The sequence below is a fragment of the Desulfatitalea alkaliphila genome, assembly GCF_022968795.1.
Classification (GTDB): domain Bacteria; phylum Desulfobacterota; class Desulfobacteria; order Desulfobacterales; family Desulfosarcinaceae; genus Desulfatitalea; species Desulfatitalea alkaliphila.
The window spans coordinates 75386-98893 of the sequence record NZ_JALJRB010000009.1; the positions used below are offsets into that span (position 1 = coordinate 75386).

Here is a 23508-nt window from a genome sequence, read left to right on the forward strand (position 1 = left end):
ACCCGGGACACGGGCGGGATGAGCGTCTATATTCGTGAATTGAGTCGATGGTTGGGAGCCCTCGGGCATGTCGTGGACATCTTTACCTGCGCGGGCACTCCCCGGCCGGAGAGTCCCTTGGCCACCAACGTGCGTTTGATCCATTTACCGGTCGATCTGCAGGCCGGCAAGGCAAAGGGGGGGGCGGCAGCGGTGGTGCCCGATGTGTTCGCCGCCCTGGAGCGTTACCGGCAGCGCTACCAGCGGACGTATGATCTGATCCACAGCCACTACTGGCTTTCCGGAATGGTGGGCGCCATGGCCCAAACCCGCTGGCATCGTCCCCACATCACCATGTTCCATACGCTGGGTGCCGTTAAGAACCGCAGTTGCGGTGCGGAAAACGAACCCGCCCGGCGCATCGCCCACGAGCGGTGGATCGCCGCCACGGCCGATCACATCGTGGTGCCCGCCCGGCGCGAAATGGAAAATTTGCTCGCCGATTACCATGCCCGGCGGGAGACCATCAGCATCGTGCCCTGCGGGGTCGATCCGGATCTTTTTCGTCCCATGGACCGGGATCGGGCGCATCGCGAACTGGCCGTACCGGCCGATGCCGAGTTGGTTCTGTACGTGGGCCGCTTCGCCCCGTTGAAGGGGTTGGCGCGCTTGCTGGCGGCGGTTGCGTTGCTACGACAGCAACATCCGAGACTGCAACTGATGCTGGTGGGTGGCGACGGTCCGCAATCCGCCGGCCATCAGGCCCTGACCACCGAGGTCGACCGTTTGGGTTTACAGAAAACCGTGCGCTTCATGGGGCGGGTAACGCAACAGGCGCTGCCGTTGTTTTACAACGCGGCCGACTTGCTGGCCCTGCCCTCCTTTTACGAGAGTTTCGGGTTGGTTGTGCTGGAGGCCTTGGCTTGCGGCACCCCGGTGGTGGCCTCCCCCGTTGGCGCGGCCGAAACGCTGGTCAAGCCGGGGGTCAACGGTGCCCTTGTGCGCGGCGATCAGGCGGCCGATTTGGCCAGTGCCCTGGACGCTGTGCTGGCAGAGTCCCGGCGCACAAAAGGGACGGCCGACCGCATCCGGACCACGGTGGCGGGTTACCAATGGTCCCGGATCGCCGACGATATGGCAGCCCTTTACACCACCGTGGCGGCGCACCACGCAGCCGGCCGCCGCACCAAGGCGTTGCTTGCGCCCTGTGGTGCGATTTCCCATTGATCCAATCAAACCGTGGAGATGTTCAACATGCCTGAACCCACTGATGTACTGGTGATCACCGCCCATCCCGACGATGCCGAGTTCGGCGCTTCGGGCACGGTCGCCCGCTGGACGGCCGAGGGTCGCACGGTGGTGTATGTGCTGTGCACCAGCGGCGAAAAGGGAACGACGGATCGCCGCATGGATCCGGCAACCCTCGGCCGTATCCGCGAGGACGAACAGCGTGCGGCGGCCGCCGTATTGGGGGTGCGGGAAGTGGTCTTTCTGCGCCATGCGGATCAGAGTCTGGAAGACACGCCCGCCTTTCGCAAACAGATCGTGGAGATGATCCGCACCTACCGGCCCCACACGGTGGTCACCACCGATCCCTACCGGCGCTATGTGTGGCACCGCGATCACCGCATCATGGGCCAGGTGGTGCTGGATGCCGTTTTCCCCTTTGCCCGGGACCACATGGCGTATCCCGACCTGCTGGATCGGGGTCTGGAACCCCACAAGGTAAGCGAAGTGCTCTTCTTCGGCGCCGAAGATGTCAACCACTACAGCGACATCAGCGCCACCTTCGACAAGAAGGTGGCGGCGCTTCGATGCCACGACAGTCAGATTCGGGAGATGGGTGTAACCGATCTCGAGGGCTGGCTGCGCAAGCGTTACCGTCAATTGGCGGCCAAAAGCGAATACGAAGTGGCGGAGGCCTTTCACCGGATCAAGCTGCCGGATTAGAATCCGGGCGGCTTTACGGAAACCGCTCTTTTTGCTATGCAAGGAACATTGTCGGCGGACTTACAGCCCGGCGCGCATCTGATCGCGCGCCGGTCGCCCATGATGCATCCGACGCACAGGGCAAAGATCGGATCCATTTCCCATGCACGTCATCAAGCAGTGGCTCGAACGGCATTTCGGCAACCCGCAGGTGGTCATTCTGACCCTGATTCTGCTGGTGGGCTTCGGGGTGGTCTATTTTTTAGGCCGCATGTTGGTGCCCCTGTTCGCCAGCCTGGTCATCGCCTACCTGCTCGACGGACTGGTCAAACCCTTGGAGCGGCGGCATGTGCCCCGCATCGTGGCCGTGGTGGTGGTTTTTCTCTTGTTCATGCTGCTGCTGCTTTTCACCATCTTCTGGCTGGTCCCCCTGCTCATCCGCCAGGTGACCCAACTGGTCCAGCAGCTGCCCACCATGATCGGCACCGCCCAACAGTTGTTGCTGCAGCTTCCCGAAAACTATCCACGCTTCATTTCCGAAGAACAGGTCTATGAAGTGATCGCCGCCATCCGGCGCGAGGTGACCGGCATGGCCCAGCAACTGCTCTCCTACTCGGTGGCCTCGGTGATGGGCTTGATCACCCTGCTGGTTTACCTGTTCATCGTGCCCTTGCTGGTCTTTTTCTTTCTGAAGGACAAGCAGTCGTTGCTGATGTGGTTCGCTGCCTATCTGCCCAGAGATCGCTGGTTGGCGGTGAAGGTTTGGGAGGATGTCAATTCCCAGATTGCAAACTACATCCGGGGCAAGACCTGGGAGATCATCATTGTGTGGGCCGGCACCGCCCTGGTGTTCACCTTTCTGCAACTGCAGTACGCGGTATTGTTGGGATTCATGGTGGGCCTGTCGGTGCTGATTCCCTACATCGGCGCCGCGGTGGCAACCATTCCCATCGCCCTGGTGGCCTATTTCCAGTGGGGGTTCGCATCGGAGTTCGTCTGGGTGCTGGTGACCTACGCCATCGTCCAGACCATCGACGGCAACATTCTGGCGCCCCTGCTGCTGTCGGAGGTGGTCAACATCCACCCCGTGGGTGTCATTGCCGCCATTCTGGTGTTCGGCGGGTTGTGGGGCTTCTGGGGCATCTTTTTCGCCATCCCCCTGGCGACCTTGGTGCAGGCCATCCTGCGGGCCTGGCCCACCGTGCAGGAGGAACGGCTGGATAGCGCAGCCAGCTGAGATACGGCCGCAAAACCGTTATTCCCGAATGAAAAAAGTGTTTCCGCGGTGGGGACGGAAAAGGTGGAACGCCCTAAGCATAGCCCAGGGCGTCCAGTTCGGCGTCGGAAAGGCCGAGGGCGTGGGCCAGCTCGTGCACCAGCGTGATTTCGATCTCTTCGATCAACATCTCGCGGTCGGCGCACATCTGTTCCAGGGGTTCCTGGAACAGATAGATGGTGTCGGGATACAAGGGCGGGTCGATGATGCTACGCTCGGTCATGGGGACCCCCCAATAGAGCCCGAACAGGGTTTCATCGGGCCCCAATCCGACTTCCGCCAGCATCTCGGCGGTGGGCCGTCGTTGCACCGTTATCAGCATGTTGTTCAGGTGTTGTCGGATCTCCACAGGAATGCGATCCATCGCCTGCTGTACTATGGCATCGAATTCCCGGTCGCTGAGCTTGGGTCGGGAGGCGGCCATTGGGTCGGGCTCCATGGGTGAGGGTCAACGGCATCCGGTCGGCTGAAGCCCATTTTACCCCCTGTCGACAGCGAATTGCAACCCGCCCTTGACGGTGCAGTCTGTTCCATCAAAACGGTCTTTTTCGTACACCCAAAGGGGATGATCTCCTTCAACATAAGGTTGCACCGAGTTCCGTTTAAATTGTTGCAACGGGAACGGCGGACCGGCAGGCCGATAACCCGATCCGCCGCCGCTTCGCGCGCCTGTCAGGTGGCGGCGCGGGTCCCCACGCTGACGGGCACCCCCTCGTAGGGGGTCCATTTGGTGCTCTTGATGGTTTTTGGGTCCCGCATCTCCTTGAGCACTTCAATGCTGTGCTTGTAACCCCTGAGCAGCCGGCACATATCGATTGACATTCCCGCGATCTGGGCCAGGGCCTGCAGCAGGTTCAAATCGTTCAAGGTGAATTCCCAGTGATCGGCGGTGTAAACCCGGAGCGTGCCGGTCATTCGGCCCTGCACCACGATGGGCACTGCCAGGATCGAAACGATCCCTTCCTTGCGGGCCGCTTCCGGATACTGGATCCGTGGATCGTCGCTCACATCGTACACGGCCACAGGGCCGTCTTCCGGCGCCTGGGAAATGGAGCGCAAGGCGCTGATCGGCCCCTTTTCAAGGTAGGCCTTGCTCAGGCCATAGGCCGCCGCGATTTCGAATTCGTTGGTTTTGTCGTTGAGCAAGAACAGGACGCACCCCTTGACCCCCAGGGCCGATGTGATGCCCTCCACGGTCATCAGGGCCACCTCCTCCGGATCTTTGCTCATGGAGATGGCGCGAAACAGGCGTTGCAGGGTTTCGTAATTCATCGTGTAGTGACTCATGGCGGACTCCTTTCTGCGCTCATGCGACGCGCACGCTGCGTTTTCCATCCGGATCGCCGCCACCCGGCATTCGGAACACCCGAACGGGATGCTGCGACCCACCTCCCCCTGATGAAGATCTCTGGACGAAAGGACCGGCCGTTCATAAAACAAATGTGCTGTTCCGGGGCGGCTGTTGTTGCTGCACCGGGGGCGGAAAGCCGTTTTCTTGCTCAAGCGCTGGAACGGCGCGCCCTGACAGATGAATCGGTGTATCGACTGGAACGGGGCAACAGGTCGAGAAGTCGCCTCAGCATGAGATGCGCAGTGTCGAAAGAGAGGCCCGGAAATGGAGAACCGAATTTGTCTTCAGCATAACCGCACAAGCGGTTGGATGTCAAAACAAAGTTCGTATGGTGCTGCGGAGCTCAACCGCGATCTTCCCGGGCCGCCTCTTCCGGGTGGATGCGCCAGGTGACCAGCGGCGAAAAGAGGTAGAGCACCATGAAAGCCAAACAGATGGGGCCCAACAGGGGCGTGAAGGCCACGGCGGTCAGGAGGATCACCGTCAGCCGCCCTATCCAGGGGTTGCGGCTCATGGCCCGGCCCATGTGAATGTAGCGGAGGGGATAGGCGTTCATCACAACGGCGCTCAGCAGCATGGTGCCGGTGATGAAAAAGACCCAGAACCCGACCCACCCGGACCCGGTTGGCAGCAGTTGGTCGAGAATCACCATAGGGGGCAGCACCAGCAGCGCTGCCGCCGGCGTGGGCAATCCCTTGAAAAATCCGGGAATGGGGGTTTTGTCCAGGGTGAAATAGATTAGGCGCGCGATGCCCGTTGCGGCATAGATCAGGGCAATCCAACCGACGGGCAGGCTGCCGGCAAGCTCCGGCGCCAGGCGGTTGAAGGTGATGTAGTAGATCCAGGCCGGTGCGATACAGAAGCTGATGGCGTCGGCAAAGTCATCCATCAGGTTGCCCAGGTTGACGGTGCGCCGGTCCTCTTCTTCAGGCAACGGTTCGGTCAATCCCAGGCGCCGGGCCAGGGCACCGTCCAGTTTGTCGAAGGTGGCGGCCCCCACCATCATCAGATAGGCCTCCCGCAGCCGCCCCTGGTAGGCGAAAAAGACGGCCATCAATCCCATCATGGCGTTCATGACCGTCAGGGCGTTGGGCAGCACCGCCAGGATCCGGCGTCGCAGCAGCTGATCGCCGAAACACAGCTCGTCTAGACAGGCGCTGCCGTATTTGCGACAGTAAGCGGCGATGGAGCCGAAGTTGATGATCAGGAAAAGGATCTCCACCATGAACAGGCTGCGCAAGGGCAACAACCCGATCCATGAGATGGTGAAATAGAGCCACGAGGAGGGCCCTTCCGGCACATAAAAGGCGTGGGCGTAGAGCAGGGCGCTGACCGGGGCCGCCACCACCGTGCGCAGGCGGTTGTATTCCACCGATTCGGGCTCCACGCCCTGCCGGATGGCGAAACCCCGCATGAAGGCCGCGAAGTTGTCCCGGATGAGGACGGTGACGCACAACAGCAGCACGAAGATGGCGTGCAGGAGCTGGGCGCGGGTGGGGTCCGGCGCGCCGACCAGGCGCCACATGGTACCCACGGCGACAACGGGGAAAATGATGGAGTAGACCAGCTTGTCCATCAGCCGGTCGGCCAGGGGCGCCAAGGTGGCCTCGGGCCGAAAGCGGGCGGCGAACCAGCCGTCGATCAGATCGAAGGTCATGGCGACCAGCAGCAGCGAGACCCCGAGGGTGTAAATGGCCGGGTCGCGGTGCCACATCACCACAATGGCGCAAACCATGCCGCCGAAGACCAGCAACGGTCGGCTGTAGACCAATACGGCGGCCAGTTTAGCGGGGAATCGGGTTGGAGCGGCCATGTGGGGCTTTCCCTTGGCGGATCACCACCAGCGCTCGGCGATGATGCCGGGTTTGACCCGTCCGCGCCGGACGGTTGTCTTGACGATTAAAGGTTCAACTCCACCATCGCGCGCACCGCCTGCAGGGCCGGCAAACGGATCGCCTCGGGCACCCGCACCTCACCCGTCATGGTTTCCAGGCAGCGGCGCACATCTTCCAGTTGGATTTTCTTCATGTTGGCGCAGATCATCTTGTCGGCGGCCGGGTAGAACCTTTTGTCCGGATTGGCCTTTTGCATGGGATGAAGCAATCCCTTTTCGGTGCCCACGATAAAGGCCGTTTCTTTGGCGGCCGTTACGTGGCGCAGCATGCCGGAGGTGCTGGCGATCACATCGGCCAGGGCCAGGACCTCCGGGCGGCATTCCGGATGGGCCAGGAAAACGGCGTCGGGATGGGCCGCGCGCGCCTGGTGCACATCGTCCGCCGTCAACCACTCATGGGTCGGGCAATAACCTTCCCAGATGTGGATTTTTTTGCCGGTGCGCGAGGCCGCGTACATGGCCAGGTTGCGATCCGGGGTCATCAGCAGCTCGTCGGCCGCCAGGCTGTTGACCACCTCAACAGCGTTGGCTGATGTGCAGCAGATGGTCGACAGGGCCTTCACATCGGCGGTGGAGTTGACGTAGGTGACCACCGGCATGGGCGGCAAATTGTCGATCCTTGCCTGCAATGCCTCGGCGGTGATCATGTCGGCCATCAGGCAACCGGCGTCGTCTCGCGGCAGCAGGACGGTCTTTTCAGGGCACAGGATGGAGGCGGTTTCCGCCATGAAATGGACGCCGCAAAAAACGATGATATCGGCGTCGGTTTGGGCCGCTTTGCGGCTCAGTTCCAGCGAGTCGCCGCACAGATCGGCCAAATCCTGAATGGCCGGCGGCTGGTAGTTATGGGCCAGGATCAGCGCGTTGCGCTTGCGGGCCAGGGCTTTGATTTCCGTTTGCAGGGTTGTGGTGGATTCGGCAGCCATGATGTCCTTGCTTTGCGGTGTGTCTTGGAAAGATGTTTAAAACTGATCCATCTGAATCACATCGGCATTTTCGGGAATGGCGAACTGGAAGAGGTTCTCTTCCGGCTCGATGTTGAACCGGTAGTCGCGCAGCACGATGCGGGTTTCGTCGCCGGCCGTATTATAGGTGACCACTTGGTCGATCTGAAATTGTTGTATGTCCACCGACAGGATGATCTCGGCCAGCTCGTCGGAGGGTTCATGGGGCACCAGGCGCAGGCGGTGGTGGTTGTCGCTTTCCGCCGGTTGCAGCGTAACGGTGAAGCTGTTGCGGATCTGACGGATGTCGGAAAGAAAACCCGCGCCTTTGCCTTCTCCGAAATAGGCGGGTGCCTTGCCCACCATCACCTGGTTGTCCAAGGGCCGGTGAATCCACATGGTGCGCCCGTCGGTGATGATGGTCTGGGGATCGGGGATGGTGTACTCCCAGCGCATTTTGCCCGGTCGCATGACTGTCAAGTGTCCTTCGGCCGTGTCGGTGATGCGCATGGCCTTCAGGATGGATTCCTGGAAAAAGGCGGCCGCGAACCCCTTGCCGGCATACCGTTGCTCGAGGCCCTGCAAGATGGTGTCGAGTTGAGCCCCGTCATTGCCACGGCATTCAGGCGCCGGCCAACCGACGCCCAGTCCGATGACCAACAGCCAAAGGCCGATGGTGGCGCTCCATTTGCTCATGGTGTATCGCTCCCCGATTGCGCGGTGAACCGCTTCGGTCGCCGCAGCCTGAGTGAAAGGTGCAAAATCATGTTGTAGGTTCACTTTTATTGAAATTCGAGCGGTTTGTAAATAGTGTCCTCCGGAAAGGGGTGCCGACCGTGCGGTTCGAACCCCTCCGACCCAAATCAGGGCGCCTAAAATGCGAGTTTATTTTTTCGCGAGCCCTAAGATTGGAAGCGGGCTGAACCAGCCTCGGGATCGAAATCGATTCGGTTCAATTTTGCACGCGCCCTAGCCCTGCGAAATAGCCTCGGTGTGGCCGAACAGGGCAATGGCGAGGCGGTCGATGCGTGCCATGCACCGGCGCCAGTGATCTACGGAACCATAAGAGGCCCGTGCGCCCTGCAGCATCAGGATTTCCATGTTGCCGGCGCTGTGCCGACGCTCGAAAGCCGCGGCTTTGCCCAGACACTGGAAATAGAACCGCTTTTGCGCCATCAAAAAGACGAAGGGATCCTCGTCCGGCGCCAATTGCGAGAGCAGGGACAGCAAGAAGGTGAAAAGGGTCTCGAAATCCTTCTCCGCGGGGTCGACGCCGGTCAACAGGCGGTCGAGCAGATTCACCTGCTTGGCATGCCATTGCAGGCGGGCGTGCCGGAGCCCTGCCCGGGTGGGCAGATGGGCCGGATCCCGTTTCAAGCGTTGCAGGACGTGCGCCAGGGCCACCGGCGGTTGCCAGTCGATGCGCAGGCGGCGCACGAACCCCTCCAGGGCATCGTGGGGCACTGTCAATCGCAGGGGGACCGCCCTGGTGTCGACCGCCACGACAGCCTCGATGGGCGTTTGTGTCAGCGCCGCGATTAACCCGTCCACCGTAGCCGGGGCGAACCGCTGGTCGCCCCATCGGTCTTCATAAGCGGTTTGGGTGCGCATGTCGGGGGAAAACAACAGGCAGAGGAAAGCAGCCGTTTCGCTGTCGTCCGCAGCGGCCTGGAGTTGTTGCACGTCACTGGTGCCGAAGGTGGTTTCCATCTGGGCCACCAGGGGGGCATCCAAACGTATGTGGTACTGCAACTGCCGGCGCAGCCAGCCCAGCAGCGATCGGCTTATGGAGGGGGCGGTGGTCAAACTAGGAATGGGGTAGCAGGGTTGCAAAAAGTCGCTTCAGGTCTTCGAAGACCCGCTGCGCGGCTGCGAACTGATCTTTGTCGGCATGCTGCTCGATGACATGGGACAAGGCGCTGATATCGGTCAAACCGAGGTTGCCCGATGCCCCCTTGAGGGTGTGGGCGCGGCGCATCACCTCTTGCGCGTCGCCGTCGGCCAGTGCGGCCTGCAAGCGATCCATGTCCGCTTGCCCGGTTTCGTTGAAGAGGGCCAAAAGTTCCAGAAACTCATCTTCCTCCAACCCCAGGCCGTCGGCCAACGCCTTGATGTTCATTGCCTGCTCCTGTCCATTACATATTTGGTGATCATCTCGAACACCCGCTCCCGCTTGATCGGTTTGGTGATATAATCGTTCATGCCGGCCGCCAGGCACGCCTCTTTGTCACCGCGCATGGCATGGGCCGTCATGGCCACGATGGGTACCTGCGAGAAGCCGCGCGCGCGCAATACACGGGCCGCCTCCATGCCATCCATCTCCGGCATTTGCACATCCATGAAAATCAAATCGTATTGATTCGGTGCCTTGCTGAAACGGTCAACGGCCGATTTGCCGTCGTCGGCGACATCCACTTGGTATCCCGCCTTGCCGAGCATCATGACCGCCAGTTTTTGATTCACCGGGTTGTCCTCGGCCAACAAAATGCGCACCGACTGCTTCATCGCCTCGCGCACTGAATATTGCGTGTGCATTCTGGTCCGGGTCGTGGCGCCAGGGTCGTTCACGGGTGCTTGGCCCAGCAAATGACCGACCATTTGCAGCAGCTTTTCGCGGCGTACCGGCTTGGCCTGGAACCCCTGAAATCCGGCGGCGGCGCACTTGTTGGCGTCCCGCTCCAAGGCCGACGAGAGGGCGATCAGGCACGGTGTTGTGGGCAGTGCGGCACGGATCTGTTCGGCCACCCGGTAGCCATCCATATCCGGCATTTGCAGGTCGATCAAGCAAAGATCCACCGGTCTGCCATCCGCCGCAGCCTTTCGCAAAAGCGCCGCCACATCGCGACCGCCGTCCTGCTCCTCGACGCGCATCCCGGCGCCGACCAGCATTTGATGCAGCGCCTGGCGCGTGCCGGCATGATCATCCACCACCAGGGCGCGCTTGCCGGCGACACTGGCCGGTAGAACACGGGCTTCCGGCGTGGGAGCGCTTTTTTGCATCCAGGCTTCGAAATGGAAGGTGCTGCCCTTGCCCGGTTCGCTCTCGACCCAGGTGCGGCCGTCCATCAAAGTGGCGATCTGTTTGCAGATGGACAAGCCCAATCCCGTGCCGCCGTATTTGCGCGAGGTGGAACCGTCCGCCTGTTGGAACGGCTCGAAGATGGCCTCCAGCTTGTCGGCCGGAATGCCGATGCCCGTATCCCGGATGGTGGTGTGCAGTTTGATCCGGTCGGCGCTCTCTTCCGCCACGTTCAGGGAGATGGCGATCTCTCCTTCGCGGGTGAACTTGGGGGCGTTGCCCAACAGATTGGTGATCACTTGGCGGAACCGCAGCGGATCGCCCTTGACCCGGGCCGGCACATTGTCGGCGATGTGGCATACCAGTTCAACGGGTCGATCACCGATTTTTGGGCGCACCAGTTCACAAACGTCATAGACCAGCAGCTCGGGATCGAAGTCAATGGCCTCCATCTCCAATTCGCCGGCCTCAATTTTGGAAAAGTCGAGGATGTCGTTGATCAACGACAACAGGGCCTCGCTGCTGCGCTTGATGGTCTGGGTGTAATCGGCTTGGACCGGATCCTGCGCGGTTTCCAGCAGCAGTTCGGTAAAGCCGATGATGCCGTTCATGGGGGTACGGATTTCATGGCTGATGTTGGCCAGGAATTGGCTTTTGGCCAGACTGGCCCGTTCCGCCGTCTCCTTGGCCAGCTGCAGCTCTTGTTCGGCCTGTTTGCGCTCGGTGATGTCCTCCACGGTGCCGGTGTAGCGGGCGCCTTTGTCTGAAAATACCGGCGATGCATGCACATGCACCCAGCGCGGACGCTGGTCGCCGGCGATGATGCGGCAATCGGCGGAAAAGGTTTTGAGCTGTTGAAAGGTGTTGCGCCACTGGGCGAGAATGGCGGCCTTGTCCGCGGGCACCACATGGTCATACCAGTGGGTGGTCAGGCTTTGCACCAGACTGAGGCCGAAAATTTGTTGATAGCGGGTATTGGTATAGGCGCAACTGCCTTGACCATCCAGGTCGAAGACCCCGAAGTGGATCGTTTCGGAGATCAGGCGAAACCGCTCTTCGCTTTCGCGAAGGGCTTTCTGGGTGCTGCGCGTCTTGGCCTGCTCGCTTTCCAGGGCCTGCACACGCTTGACCAGTTCGATGATGGTGGCTTTCTGCGACATTGGGCTCCGCTCGGGTGTTGCCGATTCAACTGTTTATCGGTTGATTGCGCGCCTCACTTTAGCCCAGGACGCGGCCGACAGGGGGCACGCGCAGCGACCGGCAACGCGGCTGCCATCAGGACGGGTCGCCATAGGTGTGGGGCGCCAGTTTCAGCAGCAGCTCATGTTTGGGAACGGCGCCGGGCAAATGGGCTTTGAGTTGTCCCGCGTCGAAGATCAAAAAGGCCGGCACGCTCAAGATATGGAACTTGTCCGCCAATGCCTGGTTGGCGTCGATGTTGATTTTACCGATCCGCACCTTGCCCTTGGTTTCCATGGCCAGTTGATCCACCATGGGGCCCGTGCCGCCGCACACACTGCACCAGGGAGCCCAGGCATACAGCAAAACCGGTAGGGGGGATCGGTGCACGGTCTGTTCGAAGTTGGCACCGGTGACCAACACAGGCCGGCCGTGAAACAGGTCGGTGTGGCGGATCGGGGCGCTGCAGCGGCCGCACTTGGCGCCGCCGGCGATCTTGTCCACCGGCAGGCGGTTTTTGGTATGGCATTTCCCGCATCGCAAGGTGATTTTTTGCGGCTGCTGCGCCGAGTCCTGAAGGGGGGCATGGCAGCGCCCGCACTTGGCGTTCGCAAGGGGTTTTTCAATGGGAATGCGGTTTTGGGCACCGCACTGTCGGCAGACAATCCTCTTTTCGGACATAGACGCCATCCCGTTGCTGTTAAGCGTTCCGCCTCATCTGACGACGGCACGATAATCCTTATATCGTTATTGTAAACACTTTGTTATACAAAACAAAACACCTGTGCCGATCCGGCATCGGGGTCGGCGGTATCAATATCGATTGCTTGCGGCCCGTCAAGGGAGATTTTGCCATGGTTGCCGATTTAGCGGCCCGCGCCTACTTTTTCGACCAGGGGCTTCGTTTTGCATGCCGGCGCTGCGGGGCCTGCTGCACCGGCGCGCCGGGCACCATCTATGTGGCGCCGGCGGAGCTTGCACCCATTGCGACCTGTCTGGGGGTCACGGTGCCAGACCTGATTCATACCTATTTGTATTCTTTCCAGGACAGCTACAGCATCCGCGAAGACAAACGCGGCCGCTGCCTCTTCTTCGAGGCCGGGTGCACCATCTATGAGGCGCGGCCACTACAGTGCCGGGCCTTTCCCTTCTGGTTCCGCAACCTGCGTTCCGAAGCCCGCTGGCGCGAAGTGCAACGCGAATGCCCCGGCATCGGCCAAGGACCCCGCCACTCCCGTGAAGCCATTCTGGCACTGGCCGGGGCCACCATGACGATTTAGGGCTCGCGACCCGAGGTGACCCTGATCCGGGCACCGGATGGCGCTGCCGGGATGAGCGCCGGCGCCTTTCGTTCGCCGGTCTGCAGAAAATCCTAAAGAATTTCGCGAAAAGGCCGTTAAACAGTATGGGTCACGGGGGTTGCCGCTTGGCCCCGCGGTGCATGACCACTCCCGGTCCGGCTCGTACTTGGCGCTTGAAGCGATTGAACCATTGCAGGAGGAACGGTATGGCCTACAAGATTTTGACAGTGGACGACAGCAAAACGATTCGCATGATCGTTAAAAAGGCGTTTTCGCCTTATAATTGTGAGCTTTTCGAAGGAGAAAACGGCGTTGAGGGGCTGGCCATCGCCAACAAGGAAAAACCGGATCTCATCATCCTGGACATCACCATGCCGGTGATGACCGGCATCGAGATGCTGTCCAAACTCAAGGCCGAGAAAGATCTCAAAGATATCCCGGTGATCATGCTGACCGCCGAATCGGGCAAAGAGAATGTCATGAAGATCGTCAAAATGGGCGTGCGCGACTATGTGGTCAAGCCGTTCAAAGGGGACCAGCTGCTCGACCGGGCCAAGGCCATCCTCAAGTTGAAACCCAAAGATTAAGCCGGCGCAGCCCGGTCGCCGCTTTCAGGATGACGGCTCCCGGTCGCCGATGGGTCCCTCCAGCAGCAGGGGCACCGGCGAGGGAGCCGTTGCTGCGTTCGCCTCCCCGTCCAGGGAGAGCAGCCCCTTGAACCCCAGGGGCCGGGCTTGATACAGGGCCACCGTCGGCAAAAGGCCCAAGCGCGCCACCACCCGAATGCCCTCCTGTAGGTAGCGGTATTGGGCATGCGCCGAGCGGTTTGCAAGGGACCGGGCCAATTCCCCATCCAGGGGCCTGGCCAGCAAGCGCTCGAAGATTTCAGGCATTAAACGGGCCACCAGCCCTCCCACCACGGCCTCTTCCACCGCCATCCATTCGTCCACCACCTGCTGCAGATCGTCCAGGGATTGGGGCGGTTGCAACGCCAGCCGTGTATCGATGGCTTGGGCGGTGGCCGGCCGCAACAAGATGTGCAACGTCTCTTCCACCGGCGCGACCAGCACATTGAGCGGGTCTTGGGCGTTGTTTTGCCATAGGGTGTAGGGCTCGTGCAGCCATTGGTAACGGCCGTCCTCGCCCAGGATGACGCGGGAGGTGTAAGAGCCGATTTTTCCGGAAAAGACCTGCCTGCGCAGGGTTATTTTGAGCGCGTCCCCGTCGATCTCCGGATTGAAAAAGTGAAACTCTTCCGAATACTCGTCGGCCAGTTTGTGCACCAGGTAGGCGGCAACACCGCCGGACGCGACGTTCTCCGACGCCAAGGCCACCGGCTGGTCCAGGGTGGTGATGGCGCGATAGGGATCGGGCAGCCGGGTGCGGGCCAAGGTGTGGTCCACGGCTTGGCGGCAATAGCGTTCGAACAATGCCGCCAAGGAAGGCCGTTGCTCGGGTACGGCCAGCAGGCGGCGGGAAGCGCCGGCCAATTTCCAGTGCAGATTGTCGCCCGGCAAACGGTCGCGAATCTGTTGCAGCAACGCCTGATTCTGGTTGAGGTGGCCGACGTTTTCCTGGTGTTGCCGGGGATCGAAGGCATCGGCCTGGTCGGCCAGCAGCAGCAGCGGCGCCTCCAAGCGCCGGCTGTCCAAATGTACCAACAGGTCGGCATAGGTTTCCGTATCGGCGGGTTGGTTGAGTGAAGCGCCCGCGGGTAGGACGTAACACCAACCGAGCATCAAGGCCCCAACGGCGCCTCGGGTAAACCGTGGAAACATGCGTTGCACCTCCTGGAAACGGCGATGTGGGCAGCCCTTACCAAACGGCGGCAACCCTACAGGTGCAACAGCAAGTTTTGCGCCATTTTGGCTTTGGGCCTGTGTGGGTTCATCATGAACGCTCGTCAAAGGCTTCGCCGGGTCCTGTGGGCGGGCGCGTCGTCAGCTGGAGGATGTCTTTGGGCGCATCGGTCCGTCGGCTTTTTGACACCGGTGGCCGCGATGATCGATTAATAGGCCGGGGAATAGGCCGGGGAATGGGGCAAGGCGGCGTGTTTGTTTTCGATCCCGGTCCCGATTTCGATTTGGATCCGGAGCGTACTGAATCATTAGTTGCGCGCCGGCAAACAAAGGGTTTACAACCCTGTTTTTAAAGGATAAGGTAACTGCTTTTTACCTTGAACCCCTTCTATCGGTTTGCATGGAAAGGCTCCCATGACCGAACCTTTTATCGATGCCAAACACCGTGTGTTGCGCCGCTCCGTGCGCGCTTTTTGTGAACAGGAGTTGCGGCCCATCGCCGCCGAGATCGATCAGGAGGCCCGCTTTCCCTGGGAGGTGGCCGAGCAGATGGGCCGGTTGGGCTATTTCGGCATTCAGGCGCCCCCGGAACTGGGGGGCGCCGGGCTGGACACCCTCAGCTACGCCATCATCATCGAGGAGGTGTCGCGGGTCAGTGCCGCCATCGGCCTCTGTTTGAGCGTGCACAACAGCGTGGCCCTCTTTCCCATCCTGGCCTTCGGTTCGGCCGAGCAGCACCGGCGCTGGGCGCCGCTTTTGGCGCGGGGCGAACGGATCGGCGCCTTTTGCCTCACCGAACCCAACGCCGGCTCGGACGCCGCCGGCATCACGGCCACCGCCTTGCCCGACGGGGATCACTGGGTGGTCAATGCCAACAAGGTGTTCGTGACCAACGGCGGCATCGCCGACATCTGCCTGATCTTCGCGCGTACCGATCCGGCCGCCGGTCGCAAGGGGATCAGCGTGATCGTGGCCGAGCGCGGCACCCCCGGATTCGTGGTGGGCGATCTGGAAGATCTGTGCGGCATGCGGGCCAACCCGGTCTCTTCCATCCGGCTTTATGACAGCCGCGTGCCCCGGGACCACCTGTTGGGCAAGGCCGGGCAGGGGTTGGCCATCGGTTTGGCGGCCTTGGACACCGGCCGCATCGGCATCGCCGCCCAGGCCCTGGGGATTGCCCAGGCCGCGCTGGAGGAAGGGGTGCTCTATGCCCGGCAGCGCCAACAGTTCGGCGTGCCCCTGGCACGCCACCAGGCCATCCAGATGATGATTGCCGACATGGCCACCCAGGTGGATGCCGCCCGCATGATGGTGTATCGCGCCGCCTGGACCAAGGACCAGGGCGCACCGGTCAGCCGGGCCGCGGCCCAGGCCAAGCTGTTCGCCGCCGAGGCCGCCGGCACGGTCACCGACCTGGCGGTGCAGATCCACGGCGGATACGGCTATTCCAAGGCGTACGCGGTGGAACGCTTTTATCGGGATGCCCGTGTGACGCGCATTTACGAAGGCACCTCGGAGGTCCATCGCACCGTGATCGCCCGGGAGGTGTTGGGTTGACAACGATTGAGACAGCAGGGATTGCCCATGTCCATTCATAGCATTGTGTGCATCAAATCGGTGGTGCGGGCCGCTGCCGACGGCGTCGGGCGCCGGACCCCGGACAACAGCGAGCTGAACCCTTTCGATCGCCCGGCCCTGGAGGCCGCCTTGCAGCTCAAGGCCGACCAGGGCGGCACCGTCACCGTGCTCACCATGGGACCGCCGGTGGGCGCCGAAGCCTTGGCCGAAGCCCTGGCCATGGGGGCCGATCGGGCGGTACTGATCAGCGACACGGCCTTGGCCGGATCCGACACCCTGGTCACCGCCCGGGTACTGGCGACAGCCATCGATGCCATCGGTCCCTGGGACCTGCTCTTTTTCGGCACCCGCAGTTCGGACAGCGACACGGGCCAGGTGGGACCCCAGACCGCCGCCGTTTTGCAACGTCCCTTTGTGGGTGGGGTGAACCGCATCGCGCGTGGGGAGCAGGGTTGGGAATTGCAGCGGCTGATGGACGATTGGGAAGAGGTCTGGCAGGCGCCTGCGCCGGTGGTGGTGACCATTCATCCCATGGCGTTCAAACCCCGCGCCATTTCCCTGCCGGGCATTGCCGAGGCCTATGCTTGCCCGGCCGTGGAACACTGGGGGCTGGACCGGCTGGCACTGACGGCGGACCAGGTGGGGTTGAACGGTTCGCCCACCCGGGTGGCACGCCTGCAGAAGGTGGTGCGCGACCGCACCTGCCGCATGCTGGAAGGCGAACCGCCGCAGCAGGTGGCGGCCTTGGTCGACCATCTGGAGCGCATGGGGGTGATGGGATCATGACAACGGGTGAGATCTGGGTTTACGGTGATCTGCGCACCGCGCGCCGTTGGGAGGACAGCCGCAAGGTGATGGGCAAGGCCCTGGCCTTGGCCCGGGAAGCCGATGCCGCGGTGGCCATGGTGCTGATCGGCGCCGGGGACGATCCGCCGGCCGCCGATGACCCTGCCATGGATCTGTCGGCTTGCGTGTCCGTTGCGGAAGCCGCCCGCCAGGCTGTCGCCGCCGGCGCGCGCACCGTTTACTGTTTGTCGGCGGGTGAGCTGGCGGTCCCCCGCAGCGATCTGTATGCCGAAGTGTTGGCCCGATGGGTCGCCGACCGCCGACCGTGGCTCATCTTGCTGCCCTTGAACGATTTCGGGCGCGAGTTGGCCGCCATCGGTGCCCAGCAGTGTCGTGCGGGCATGATCGCCGACTGCGCCGAACTGACCGTCCAAAACGAGGGGTTCGTGGGGCGTTGCCCGGCCTGGGGCGGACAAGTCGTGGCCGATATCGCCCTGGCCGAAGGATGGTCCACCGCTTTTGTCACCGTCCAGCCCCATGGCGCGGCGGCGCCGGCCGAACAAGCGGACCACCCGGGACATATCGAAACCATCGCCGTGCAACCGGTGACGGATGCCAGGGGATTGCGCCTGGTTCGCCGGGTCCTGGAGCCGGCGGCGGCACGCCGCCTGGAAGATGCCCACACCGTCGTGGTGGGGGGCGCCGGCCTGGGGGACATGCAAGGGTTCGGCCTGGTGCGCGAGCTGGCCGCGGCCCTGGGCGGCGAAGTGGGTGCCACGCGCCCGCCGGTACTCTACCATTGGGTGGCAGAGGAGCGGCTGATCGGCCAGACCGGCAAAAGCGTGCGGCCCAAATTGCTCATCTCCGCCGGGACCTCCGGCGCCATTCAGTACACCGCCGGCATCATGGCCGCCGAAACCATCGTGGCCATCAATCGGGATCCGTCCGCACCCATCTTTCAGGTGGCCGACATCGGTATCGTGGCCGATGCCAAGACCTTGCTGCCCCTGCTCAACCAGCGTGCCAAGCAGTCAACCATGCGCCGACTGGCGGACGCCGCCTGCGCCATCGAGGATGCAACCGGCGCGCAGGAACCGCCCGGCGGCTTCGGTGCCCTGGTGCGGCAACTGCGCGAGGCCCGCCAGTGGCCGGTGGAAGAGCTGGCCCGGTCCACGGCACAGACCCCGGAATTCATTCACAAGGTGGAAAACGACCAGCTCGCGCCGCCGGTGAGCTTCATCCTCGGCATGGCCCAGGCCATGGGCGTGGATCCGGGCACCTTTTTACGCAAGGAGACCCGCGCCGCCATCCGTGACCGCCGCGCCCAGGCCTACCATCAACGCACCCAGGCCTACAGCTACACCACGCTTACACCCGAGGCGGCCAGCAGCCACTTGCGCGCCTTCATGATCACCATCGAGGCGCAGCACGATCACAAACCGGTGGCCTATAAGCACGAGGGCGAAGAGTTCATCTTCGTGATGGAGGGGGATCTGCAGTTGACGTTGGGATCCAAGAGCCATAAACTCAAACCCGGTGAGTCGATCCATTTCAATTCCGACGTGCCCCACAAACTCAAAAGTCTTTCCAACGAACCGACCCGCTGTCTGGTGGTGCTCTATACGGTTTGACGCGCCGGCGGAAACCCTTCGGACGCTCGGCAAGGCGGCAAGCGATCGCTCATCGCCGCCGCAATCGCCTCAAGCGCCCATGCGTCAAAGCATCAAATTCAGGTTGGGCCTTTGCAACAGTTGCGGGGGTTCCTGAAAAAAAGCGGTCAAGACCCCATCGATCGCCTGCAGGTCCGGCGCATTGCGAATCCGGTTGTAAAGGGTATTGCCATAGGCGAAGTTGGCGGCCAGATAGGCGCTGTAGCGTTTGAAACGGCGCATGGCCGTGACCGGGTCGAAATAGTGGAAGCACAGGTCGAGCAGGCGTCGGGCGCAGTCCAGGTGAATCGTCGGCACCGGCGCCGGTCCGCCGCCCCAATGAGCGAACACCCACGGCCGGGCGATGGCGATGCGGCCCAGGGCAACGCCGTCGCAGTCGGTGGTGCGCAGCATGCGCAGGCAATCCGCAGCGTCGAACACATCCCCGTTGCCGAACACCGGAATGGCCACCGCCGCCTTGACACGGGCGATGTGCTCCCAGCGGGCCGGCCGGGTGCGCACATCGGGCGCCACCCGTGGATGAAAGGTGAGGGCGTCGGCACCGGCGTCTTCCAGGCGGCGGGCCAGATCCACGGGCACACGGGGATCGTCCGACCAGCCGGTGCGGAACTTGACCGTCAGCGGACAATCGACCGCCCGGCGCACCCGGGCCACCAGATCGGTGGCGGCCGCGGGATTGCGCAGCAGGGCCGCGCCCTGGTTGTATTTGCAAACGGCCTTGACGGCGCAGCCCAGGTTGATGTCCACGCCGAAGAGCCCCTCGGCGGCGATGCGGCGGGCGGCGGCCGCCATTTTGAGCGGGTCGCCGCCCAACAGTTGGATGCTTAAGCGGTCGGTTTCCGCATCCCGCCAGCGGAAGCAGGCAGATATGTGACGGTTCTCATGGGGCACCCTCGCCGCGCCGCACATCTCCGAAAACATCAGGCCGCAGCCCCCCAGTTCGTCGAGCAAGTGGCGAAAGGCGACATGGCCCAGCAAGGTCATGGGCGCCAGCACCAACCGGCCGGGGATGGTCCGGCGGCCGATGGCCAGGGGGCGATGGATCAATTGGGCGAGGGTCGGTTCCATTGCGGCGGCATCCGTGCTGCGGCGAACAGCCGGGAATCAATCCGCAAACCGCTCGGGATGGCAGTAAAAAAGCATCCCCTCGGGCTTGGCGGGACCGGCCAGGGTGATGTTCAAGCGGGCGGCCAGCTCCACCGCCAGCCGGGTCGGGCGGGAGAGGGCCAACACGATGGGGATGCGGGCGCGGGCCGATTTTTGCACCAACTCGTAGCTGATCCGCGAAGAGAGCACCACCACCTTGGCCTGGTCCAGCCGACCGTCCAGAAAGAGCCGACCCACCACCTTGTCCAGGGCGTTGTGCCGGCCCACGTCTTCGGCCACCGCCAGCGGTCGCAAGTCCGCGTCCAGCAGGGCGGCGGCGTGGGCGGCGCGGCTGGCGCGGCGCAAGGGCTGCAACTGGTCCAGGTGGTCCAGGTGCCAGCGGGCGTCGGCCGGCCGGATGGCAATGGGATCGTCCAGCGGCGTCAAGGCCTGGAACAGTTCGTCGATCAGGGTTTTGCCGCAAAGTCCGCAGCCGGTCTGGCTGATGTAGCCGCGCCGGTCCAGATGCGCGGCCACGCACCGTTGCCGCTCGGGCGTCAAGGTCACCGTCACCACATTGGTGTCCGGGCCGTCGCAGGCGGCCAGTTGGACGATGTCGCCGGGCTGGTCGACCAGCCCCTCGGCGAGGCAGAAGCCGGCGGTATGGGCCAGGTCGTCGCCCGGTGTGCGCAGGACCACGGCATAGGGTTTGCCTTGGATGCGGATCGACAAGGGCTCTTCGTTGATCAGGTCCAGGGTGGCGTCGCTGCGGTGGTGCGCTTTCCACCGGGTGATGGTATAAGACGTGGTGCTCATGCGGTTCGTCCGATGTGGGTCTATGTGCCGGCCGACGCCGCAGCGTCGGTACCGATGCAAGTGCCTGCTTATAGATCATAACCATAAAGTTTGTCCACATCGGACTTTTTTTGGCTTGACAAAATAAGGTAAAAAGTTAATAGTCTGCGATTTTCAAGGCAGGTCATTGATTTTCAGGGAGGTTGACAATGTACGCTGTGGTTGCGACAGGGGGCAAACAATATAGAGTGGAGGCGGGAGAGATCCTGCGGGTGGAGAAACTGGCCGGTGATGTCGGCGCCGAAGTAGCCTTCGACCAAGTGTTGATGCTGGGCGACGGCGATAATGTGCGCGTCGGCCAACCGCTGGTGGAAGGCGCCTCCGTCAAGGGCCGGATTGTCGAACAAGGCAAAGGCAAAAAGATCATCGTGTTCAAGTTCAAGCGCCGCAAGCGCTATCGCCGCAAGCAGGGTCATCGTCAACTGTTCACGGCGGTCCGGATCGACACCATCGAAGCATAGCCCGACGGGGCGTGAAGAATATAAGGAGAAGGTACCATGGCACACAAAAAAGCGGGCGGAAGCTCGAAAAACGGTCGCGACAGCCAGGGCCAGCGCCGGGGCACCAAGCGCTACGGCGGGGAAGCGGTCCGGGCCGGCAACATCATTGTCCGCCAATTGGGCACCCGGATCCATCCCGGCAACAACGTGGGCATGGGCAAGGATTACACCCTTTTTGCCAAGATCGACGGCGTGGTCACCTTTGAGCGCAAGGGCCGAACCGGCAAAAAGGTGAGTGTTTATGCCGCGTGAAATTCATTGATGAAGCCACCATCGTCGTGCAGTCCGGCGACGGCGGGCCGGGTTGCGTCAGCTTTCGCCGGGAGCGCTTCGTTCCCAAGGGCGGCCCGGATGGCGGCAGTGGCGGCAAGGGCGGCAGCGTTATTCTGAGGGCCGCCCCCAACAAGCGAACCCTGTACCACCTCCACTTTAAAAAAGAGTACAAAGCCGCCAACGGCGTACCGGGCCAAGGCCGCCAGAAGAGTGGCCGGGCCGGTGCCGATCTGGTGCTCGACCTTCCGGTGGGCACCATGGTGCGCGACGCCGAAACCGGCGAATTGCTGCACGATCTGGTGACAGCCGAACAGACGTCGGTGGTGGCGGCCGGCGGCCGCGGCGGGCAAGGCAACACCCACTTCAAATCATCCACCCACCGCACTCCCCGCTTCGCGCAACCGGGCGAGCCGGGACAGCGGCTCACCCTGCGTCTGGAACTCAAACTGATTGCCGACGTGGGCCTCATCGGGCTGCCCAACGCCGGCAAATCCACTTTGATCAGCGCCATCTCCTCGGCGCGCCCCAAAATCGCAGACTACCCTTTCACCACGTTGACGCCCAATTTGGGCGTGGTGGCCCTGGCCGGCGCAGAGCCCTATGTGGTGGCCGATATTCCCGGCCTCATCGAGGGCGCTCACACCGGTGCCGGTTTGGGCACCCGGTTCTTGCGCCACGTGGAACGCACCCGCTTTCTAGTGCACCTGATCGATGCCGGCGCCCTGGATGCCGGCAATCCCTTGCAGGCCTACACCACCGTCAACCGGGAGTTGGCCGGCTACAGTGCCGCTCTTGCGGCCAAACCCCAGTTGGTGGTATTGAACAAGCTCGATATCACCGAAGCCGAGGCGTCGGCCGATGCCTTTTGCAGAGCCTTGTCGGGGGTGGAAGTGGTGCGCATCAGTGCCGCCACCGGGCAGGGGGTGCAGCGGTTGACCCACCTATTGCGGCAGCGATTGGACCTGTTAGACGAAGCGGATGACCAACCTTGATCAAAGCCGCCGTGTGGGCCTTTTCGGCGGCACCTTCAACCCCATCCACCGGGGCCACTTGCAAGCGGCCGGGGATGTGTTGCGGCGTGCCGATCTGGAACGCATCTATTTCGTGCCCAGCGCGCAACCGCCCCATAAAAGCAACGGCAAGCTGGCACCGGCCGACGACCGGCTGGCCATGGTGCGTATGGCCCTCGCGGATCATCCACGGATGCGGGTGTGCGAGGCGGAGCTCAGGCGCACCGGCCCCTCCTACAGCATCGACACCATCCGGGCTTTCAAGGCAGCCCTGCCCGAAGGCGGACGGCTTTATTTTGTCGTCGGCATAGATGCCTTTCTGGAGATCGACACCTGGAAGGCGTGCGATCACCTGTTTGAGGAGACCGCATTCATCGTCATGTCCCGGCCGGGCACCGGCGACTGGACGCCGGCCTTGTGTCGGCAGATCGAAGGCTATGTCCAATCCCATATCGCAACGGACTACGCCCTCGCCGACGATGGGAAGCGGTTGGTGCACCCGGCCAAGCAATCGATCACCCTGGTGTCGGTGACGCCCGTGGATATCTCCTCGAGCCGCATCCGGACCATGATCCGGCAGGGCAAGGCCATCGACCAGTGGGTTCCGCCGGCGGTGGCCGACCATATTCAAACGCGAGGTTTATACCGATGAACTCAGATCCGGACAGCGTTCTGGACATCTACGTGCAGGCCGTAACGGCCCGCAAGGCGGAGGCTGTGGTGGCCCTTGATGTACGCGGCTTGACCAGCATCGCCGACGCCTTCATCATTTGCAGCGCGCGCTCCAATCGCCAGGTGAGCGCCATTGCCGAACATGTGCAGCGTTTTTTGCGCGATCATGCCATCAAGCCGCTGAGCGTGGAGGGGCAACGGGAAGGCCATTGGGTGTTGATGGACTACGGCAGCGTGATCATCCACGTGTTTTATGAGTCCACACGCCGTTTTTACGACCTGGAAGGGTTGTGGGCCGATGCCCGGCGCATTTATACCCCGAGCATGCAGCAGCAGGACAACGCCGGCGACAGTTCTTTTGACGGAGACGAAATTATCGTCGAATAGCACCAATCCCACCGATGGAG

The 23508-nt window shown here is 62.4% G+C and carries 25 protein-coding genes; 13 read left to right on the forward strand and 12 right to left on the reverse strand.

Features of this window, described 5'->3' with window-relative positions; genetic code table 11:
- The first annotated feature begins 18 nt into the window (after positions 1 to 18).
- The 3 genes from MRX98_RS10040 (at position 19) to MRX98_RS10050 (ending at position 3145) form a co-directional block, all read left to right on the forward strand.
- Positions 19 to 1206 (forward strand): glycosyltransferase, encoded by a 1188-nt coding sequence (locus MRX98_RS10040; RefSeq protein ID WP_246906701.1) that lies wholly within the window; start codon positions 19 to 21, stop codon positions 1204 to 1206.
- Between the two features lie 27 nt (positions 1207 to 1233).
- Positions 1234 to 1929, forward strand: a complete 696-nt coding sequence (locus MRX98_RS10045) for a PIG-L deacetylase family protein (protein WP_246906703.1) — start codon at positions 1234 to 1236, stop codon at positions 1927 to 1929.
- 142 nt (positions 1930 to 2071) lie between these two features.
- Positions 2072 to 3145 carry an AI-2E family transporter gene (locus MRX98_RS10050; RefSeq protein WP_246906705.1) on the forward strand — a complete coding sequence of 358 codons (1074 nt, stop codon included), beginning with the start codon at positions 2072 to 2074 and terminating at the stop codon, positions 3143 to 3145.
- Positions 3146 to 3218: 73 nt separating this feature from the next.
- On the opposite strand, the gene MRX98_RS10055 is transcribed toward MRX98_RS10050, so the two are convergent.
- The 9 genes from MRX98_RS10055 to MRX98_RS10095 form a co-directional block, all read right to left on the reverse strand.
- The gene (locus MRX98_RS10055; RefSeq protein WP_246906707.1) at positions 3219 to 3608 is read right to left on the reverse strand and encodes a metallopeptidase family protein; all 390 of its coding nucleotides are present in this window, start codon (positions 3606 to 3608) and stop codon (positions 3219 to 3221) included.
- Between the two features lie 248 nt (positions 3609 to 3856).
- Complete coding sequence (locus MRX98_RS10060; protein ID WP_246906709.1) at positions 3857 to 4471, reverse strand: GAF domain-containing protein; 615 nt, start codon at positions 4469 to 4471, stop codon at positions 3857 to 3859.
- A gap of 407 nt (positions 4472 to 4878) precedes the next feature.
- Positions 4879 to 6348, reverse strand: a complete 1470-nt coding sequence (locus tag MRX98_RS10065) for a CDP-alcohol phosphatidyltransferase family protein (RefSeq protein WP_246906711.1) — start codon at positions 6346 to 6348, stop codon at positions 4879 to 4881.
- 86 nt (positions 6349 to 6434) lie between these two features.
- Positions 6435 to 7355 (reverse strand): quinolinate synthase NadA, encoded by a 921-nt coding sequence (gene nadA, locus MRX98_RS10070; protein ID WP_246906713.1) that lies wholly within the window; start codon positions 7353 to 7355, stop codon positions 6435 to 6437.
- Positions 7356 to 7391: 36 nt separating this feature from the next.
- Positions 7392 to 8069 (reverse strand): outer membrane lipoprotein periplasmic chaperone LolA, encoded by a 678-nt coding sequence (lolA, locus tag MRX98_RS10075; RefSeq protein WP_246906716.1) that lies wholly within the window; start codon positions 8067 to 8069, stop codon positions 7392 to 7394.
- Between the two features lie 273 nt (positions 8070 to 8342).
- On the reverse strand, positions 8343 to 9206 hold the full coding sequence (locus tag MRX98_RS10080) for a hypothetical protein (RefSeq protein WP_246906718.1): 864 nt from the start codon (positions 9204 to 9206) through the stop codon (positions 8343 to 8345).
- Positions 9181 to 9492, reverse strand: a complete 312-nt coding sequence (locus MRX98_RS10085; protein WP_246906720.1) for an Hpt domain-containing protein — start codon at positions 9490 to 9492, stop codon at positions 9181 to 9183. Before MRX98_RS10085 ends, MRX98_RS10080 begins: the two co-directional genes overlap by 26 nt.
- Positions 9489 to 11552, reverse strand: a complete 2064-nt coding sequence (locus MRX98_RS10090; protein WP_246906729.1) for a PAS domain-containing hybrid sensor histidine kinase/response regulator — start codon at positions 11550 to 11552, stop codon at positions 9489 to 9491. The genes MRX98_RS10085 and MRX98_RS10090 overlap by 4 nt, the downstream gene beginning before the upstream one ends.
- Before the next feature lie 115 nt (positions 11553 to 11667).
- A complete protein-coding gene (locus tag MRX98_RS10095) occupies positions 11668 to 12252 on the reverse strand; it encodes a thioredoxin domain-containing protein (RefSeq protein WP_246906738.1) in 585 nt (194 codons plus the stop codon).
- A 173-nt stretch (positions 12253 to 12425) separates the two neighbouring features.
- Between MRX98_RS10095 and MRX98_RS10100 the strand changes: the two genes are divergently transcribed.
- Entirely contained in the window at positions 12426 to 12851 is a 426-nt protein-coding gene (locus MRX98_RS10100) for a YkgJ family cysteine cluster protein (RefSeq protein ID WP_246906740.1), read from the forward strand.
- A gap of 227 nt (positions 12852 to 13078) precedes the next feature.
- On the forward strand, positions 13079 to 13459 hold the full coding sequence (locus MRX98_RS10105; RefSeq protein WP_246906742.1) for a response regulator: 381 nt from the start codon (positions 13079 to 13081) through the stop codon (positions 13457 to 13459).
- Positions 13460 to 13483: 24 nt separating this feature from the next.
- Here MRX98_RS10105 and MRX98_RS10110 read toward each other — a convergent pair whose 3' ends face one another.
- Positions 13484 to 14650, reverse strand: a complete 1167-nt coding sequence (locus MRX98_RS10110; RefSeq protein WP_246906750.1) for a hypothetical protein — start codon at positions 14648 to 14650, stop codon at positions 13484 to 13486.
- Between the two features lie 435 nt (positions 14651 to 15085).
- Here MRX98_RS10110 and MRX98_RS10115 point away from each other — a divergent pair, with 435 nt between their 5' ends.
- The 3 genes from MRX98_RS10115 to MRX98_RS10125 are packed head-to-tail and all read left to right on the forward strand — an operon-like array spanning position 15086 to position 18666.
- Positions 15086 to 16228: an acyl-CoA dehydrogenase family protein gene (locus tag MRX98_RS10115; protein WP_246906759.1), complete on the forward strand. Its 1143-nt coding sequence runs from the start codon at positions 15086 to 15088 to the stop codon at positions 16226 to 16228.
- A gap of 27 nt (positions 16229 to 16255) precedes the next feature.
- A complete protein-coding gene (locus tag MRX98_RS10120; RefSeq protein WP_246906761.1) occupies positions 16256 to 17035 on the forward strand; it encodes an electron transfer flavoprotein subunit beta/FixA family protein in 780 nt (259 codons plus the stop codon).
- Positions 17032 to 18666 carry an FAD-binding protein gene (locus MRX98_RS10125; protein WP_246906763.1) on the forward strand — a complete coding sequence of 545 codons (1635 nt, stop codon included), beginning with the start codon at positions 17032 to 17034 and terminating at the stop codon, positions 18664 to 18666. Before MRX98_RS10120 ends, MRX98_RS10125 begins: the two co-directional genes overlap by 4 nt.
- Positions 18667 to 18750: 84 nt before the next feature.
- On the opposite strand, the gene MRX98_RS10130 is transcribed toward MRX98_RS10125, so the two are convergent.
- Both MRX98_RS10130 and fdhD read right to left on the reverse strand, forming a co-directional pair.
- Complete coding sequence (locus MRX98_RS10130; protein WP_246906765.1) at positions 18751 to 19773, reverse strand: tRNA dihydrouridine synthase; 1023 nt, start codon at positions 19771 to 19773, stop codon at positions 18751 to 18753.
- A 36-nt stretch (positions 19774 to 19809) separates the two neighbouring features.
- Entirely contained in the window at positions 19810 to 20607 is a 798-nt protein-coding gene (gene fdhD, locus MRX98_RS10135; RefSeq protein ID WP_246906767.1) for a formate dehydrogenase accessory sulfurtransferase FdhD, read from the reverse strand.
- Between the two features lie 188 nt (positions 20608 to 20795).
- Between fdhD and rplU the strand changes: the two genes are divergently transcribed.
- From rplU to rsfS, 5 genes are read left to right on the forward strand one after another with little or no spacing between them, the layout of a single operon-like run.
- Positions 20796 to 21107, forward strand: a complete 312-nt coding sequence (rplU, locus tag MRX98_RS10140; RefSeq protein WP_246906770.1) for a 50S ribosomal protein L21 — start codon at positions 20796 to 20798, stop codon at positions 21105 to 21107.
- A 36-nt stretch (positions 21108 to 21143) separates the two neighbouring features.
- Positions 21144 to 21398, forward strand: a complete 255-nt coding sequence (gene rpmA, locus MRX98_RS10145; RefSeq protein WP_246906778.1) for a 50S ribosomal protein L27 — start codon at positions 21144 to 21146, stop codon at positions 21396 to 21398.
- Positions 21395 to 22411: a GTPase ObgE gene (gene obgE / locus MRX98_RS10150; RefSeq protein ID WP_246906780.1), complete on the forward strand. Its 1017-nt coding sequence runs from the start codon at positions 21395 to 21397 to the stop codon at positions 22409 to 22411. Before rpmA ends, obgE begins: the two co-directional genes overlap by 4 nt.
- Positions 22398 to 23081, forward strand: a complete 684-nt coding sequence (gene nadD / locus MRX98_RS10155) for a nicotinate-nucleotide adenylyltransferase (RefSeq protein WP_246906782.1) — start codon at positions 22398 to 22400, stop codon at positions 23079 to 23081. The genes obgE and nadD overlap by 14 nt, the downstream gene beginning before the upstream one ends.
- Positions 23078 to 23488 (forward strand): ribosome silencing factor, encoded by a 411-nt coding sequence (gene rsfS / locus MRX98_RS10160; RefSeq protein WP_246906788.1) that lies wholly within the window; start codon positions 23078 to 23080, stop codon positions 23486 to 23488. The genes nadD and rsfS overlap by 4 nt, the downstream gene beginning before the upstream one ends.
- Positions 23489 to 23508: the final 20 nt, after the last annotated feature.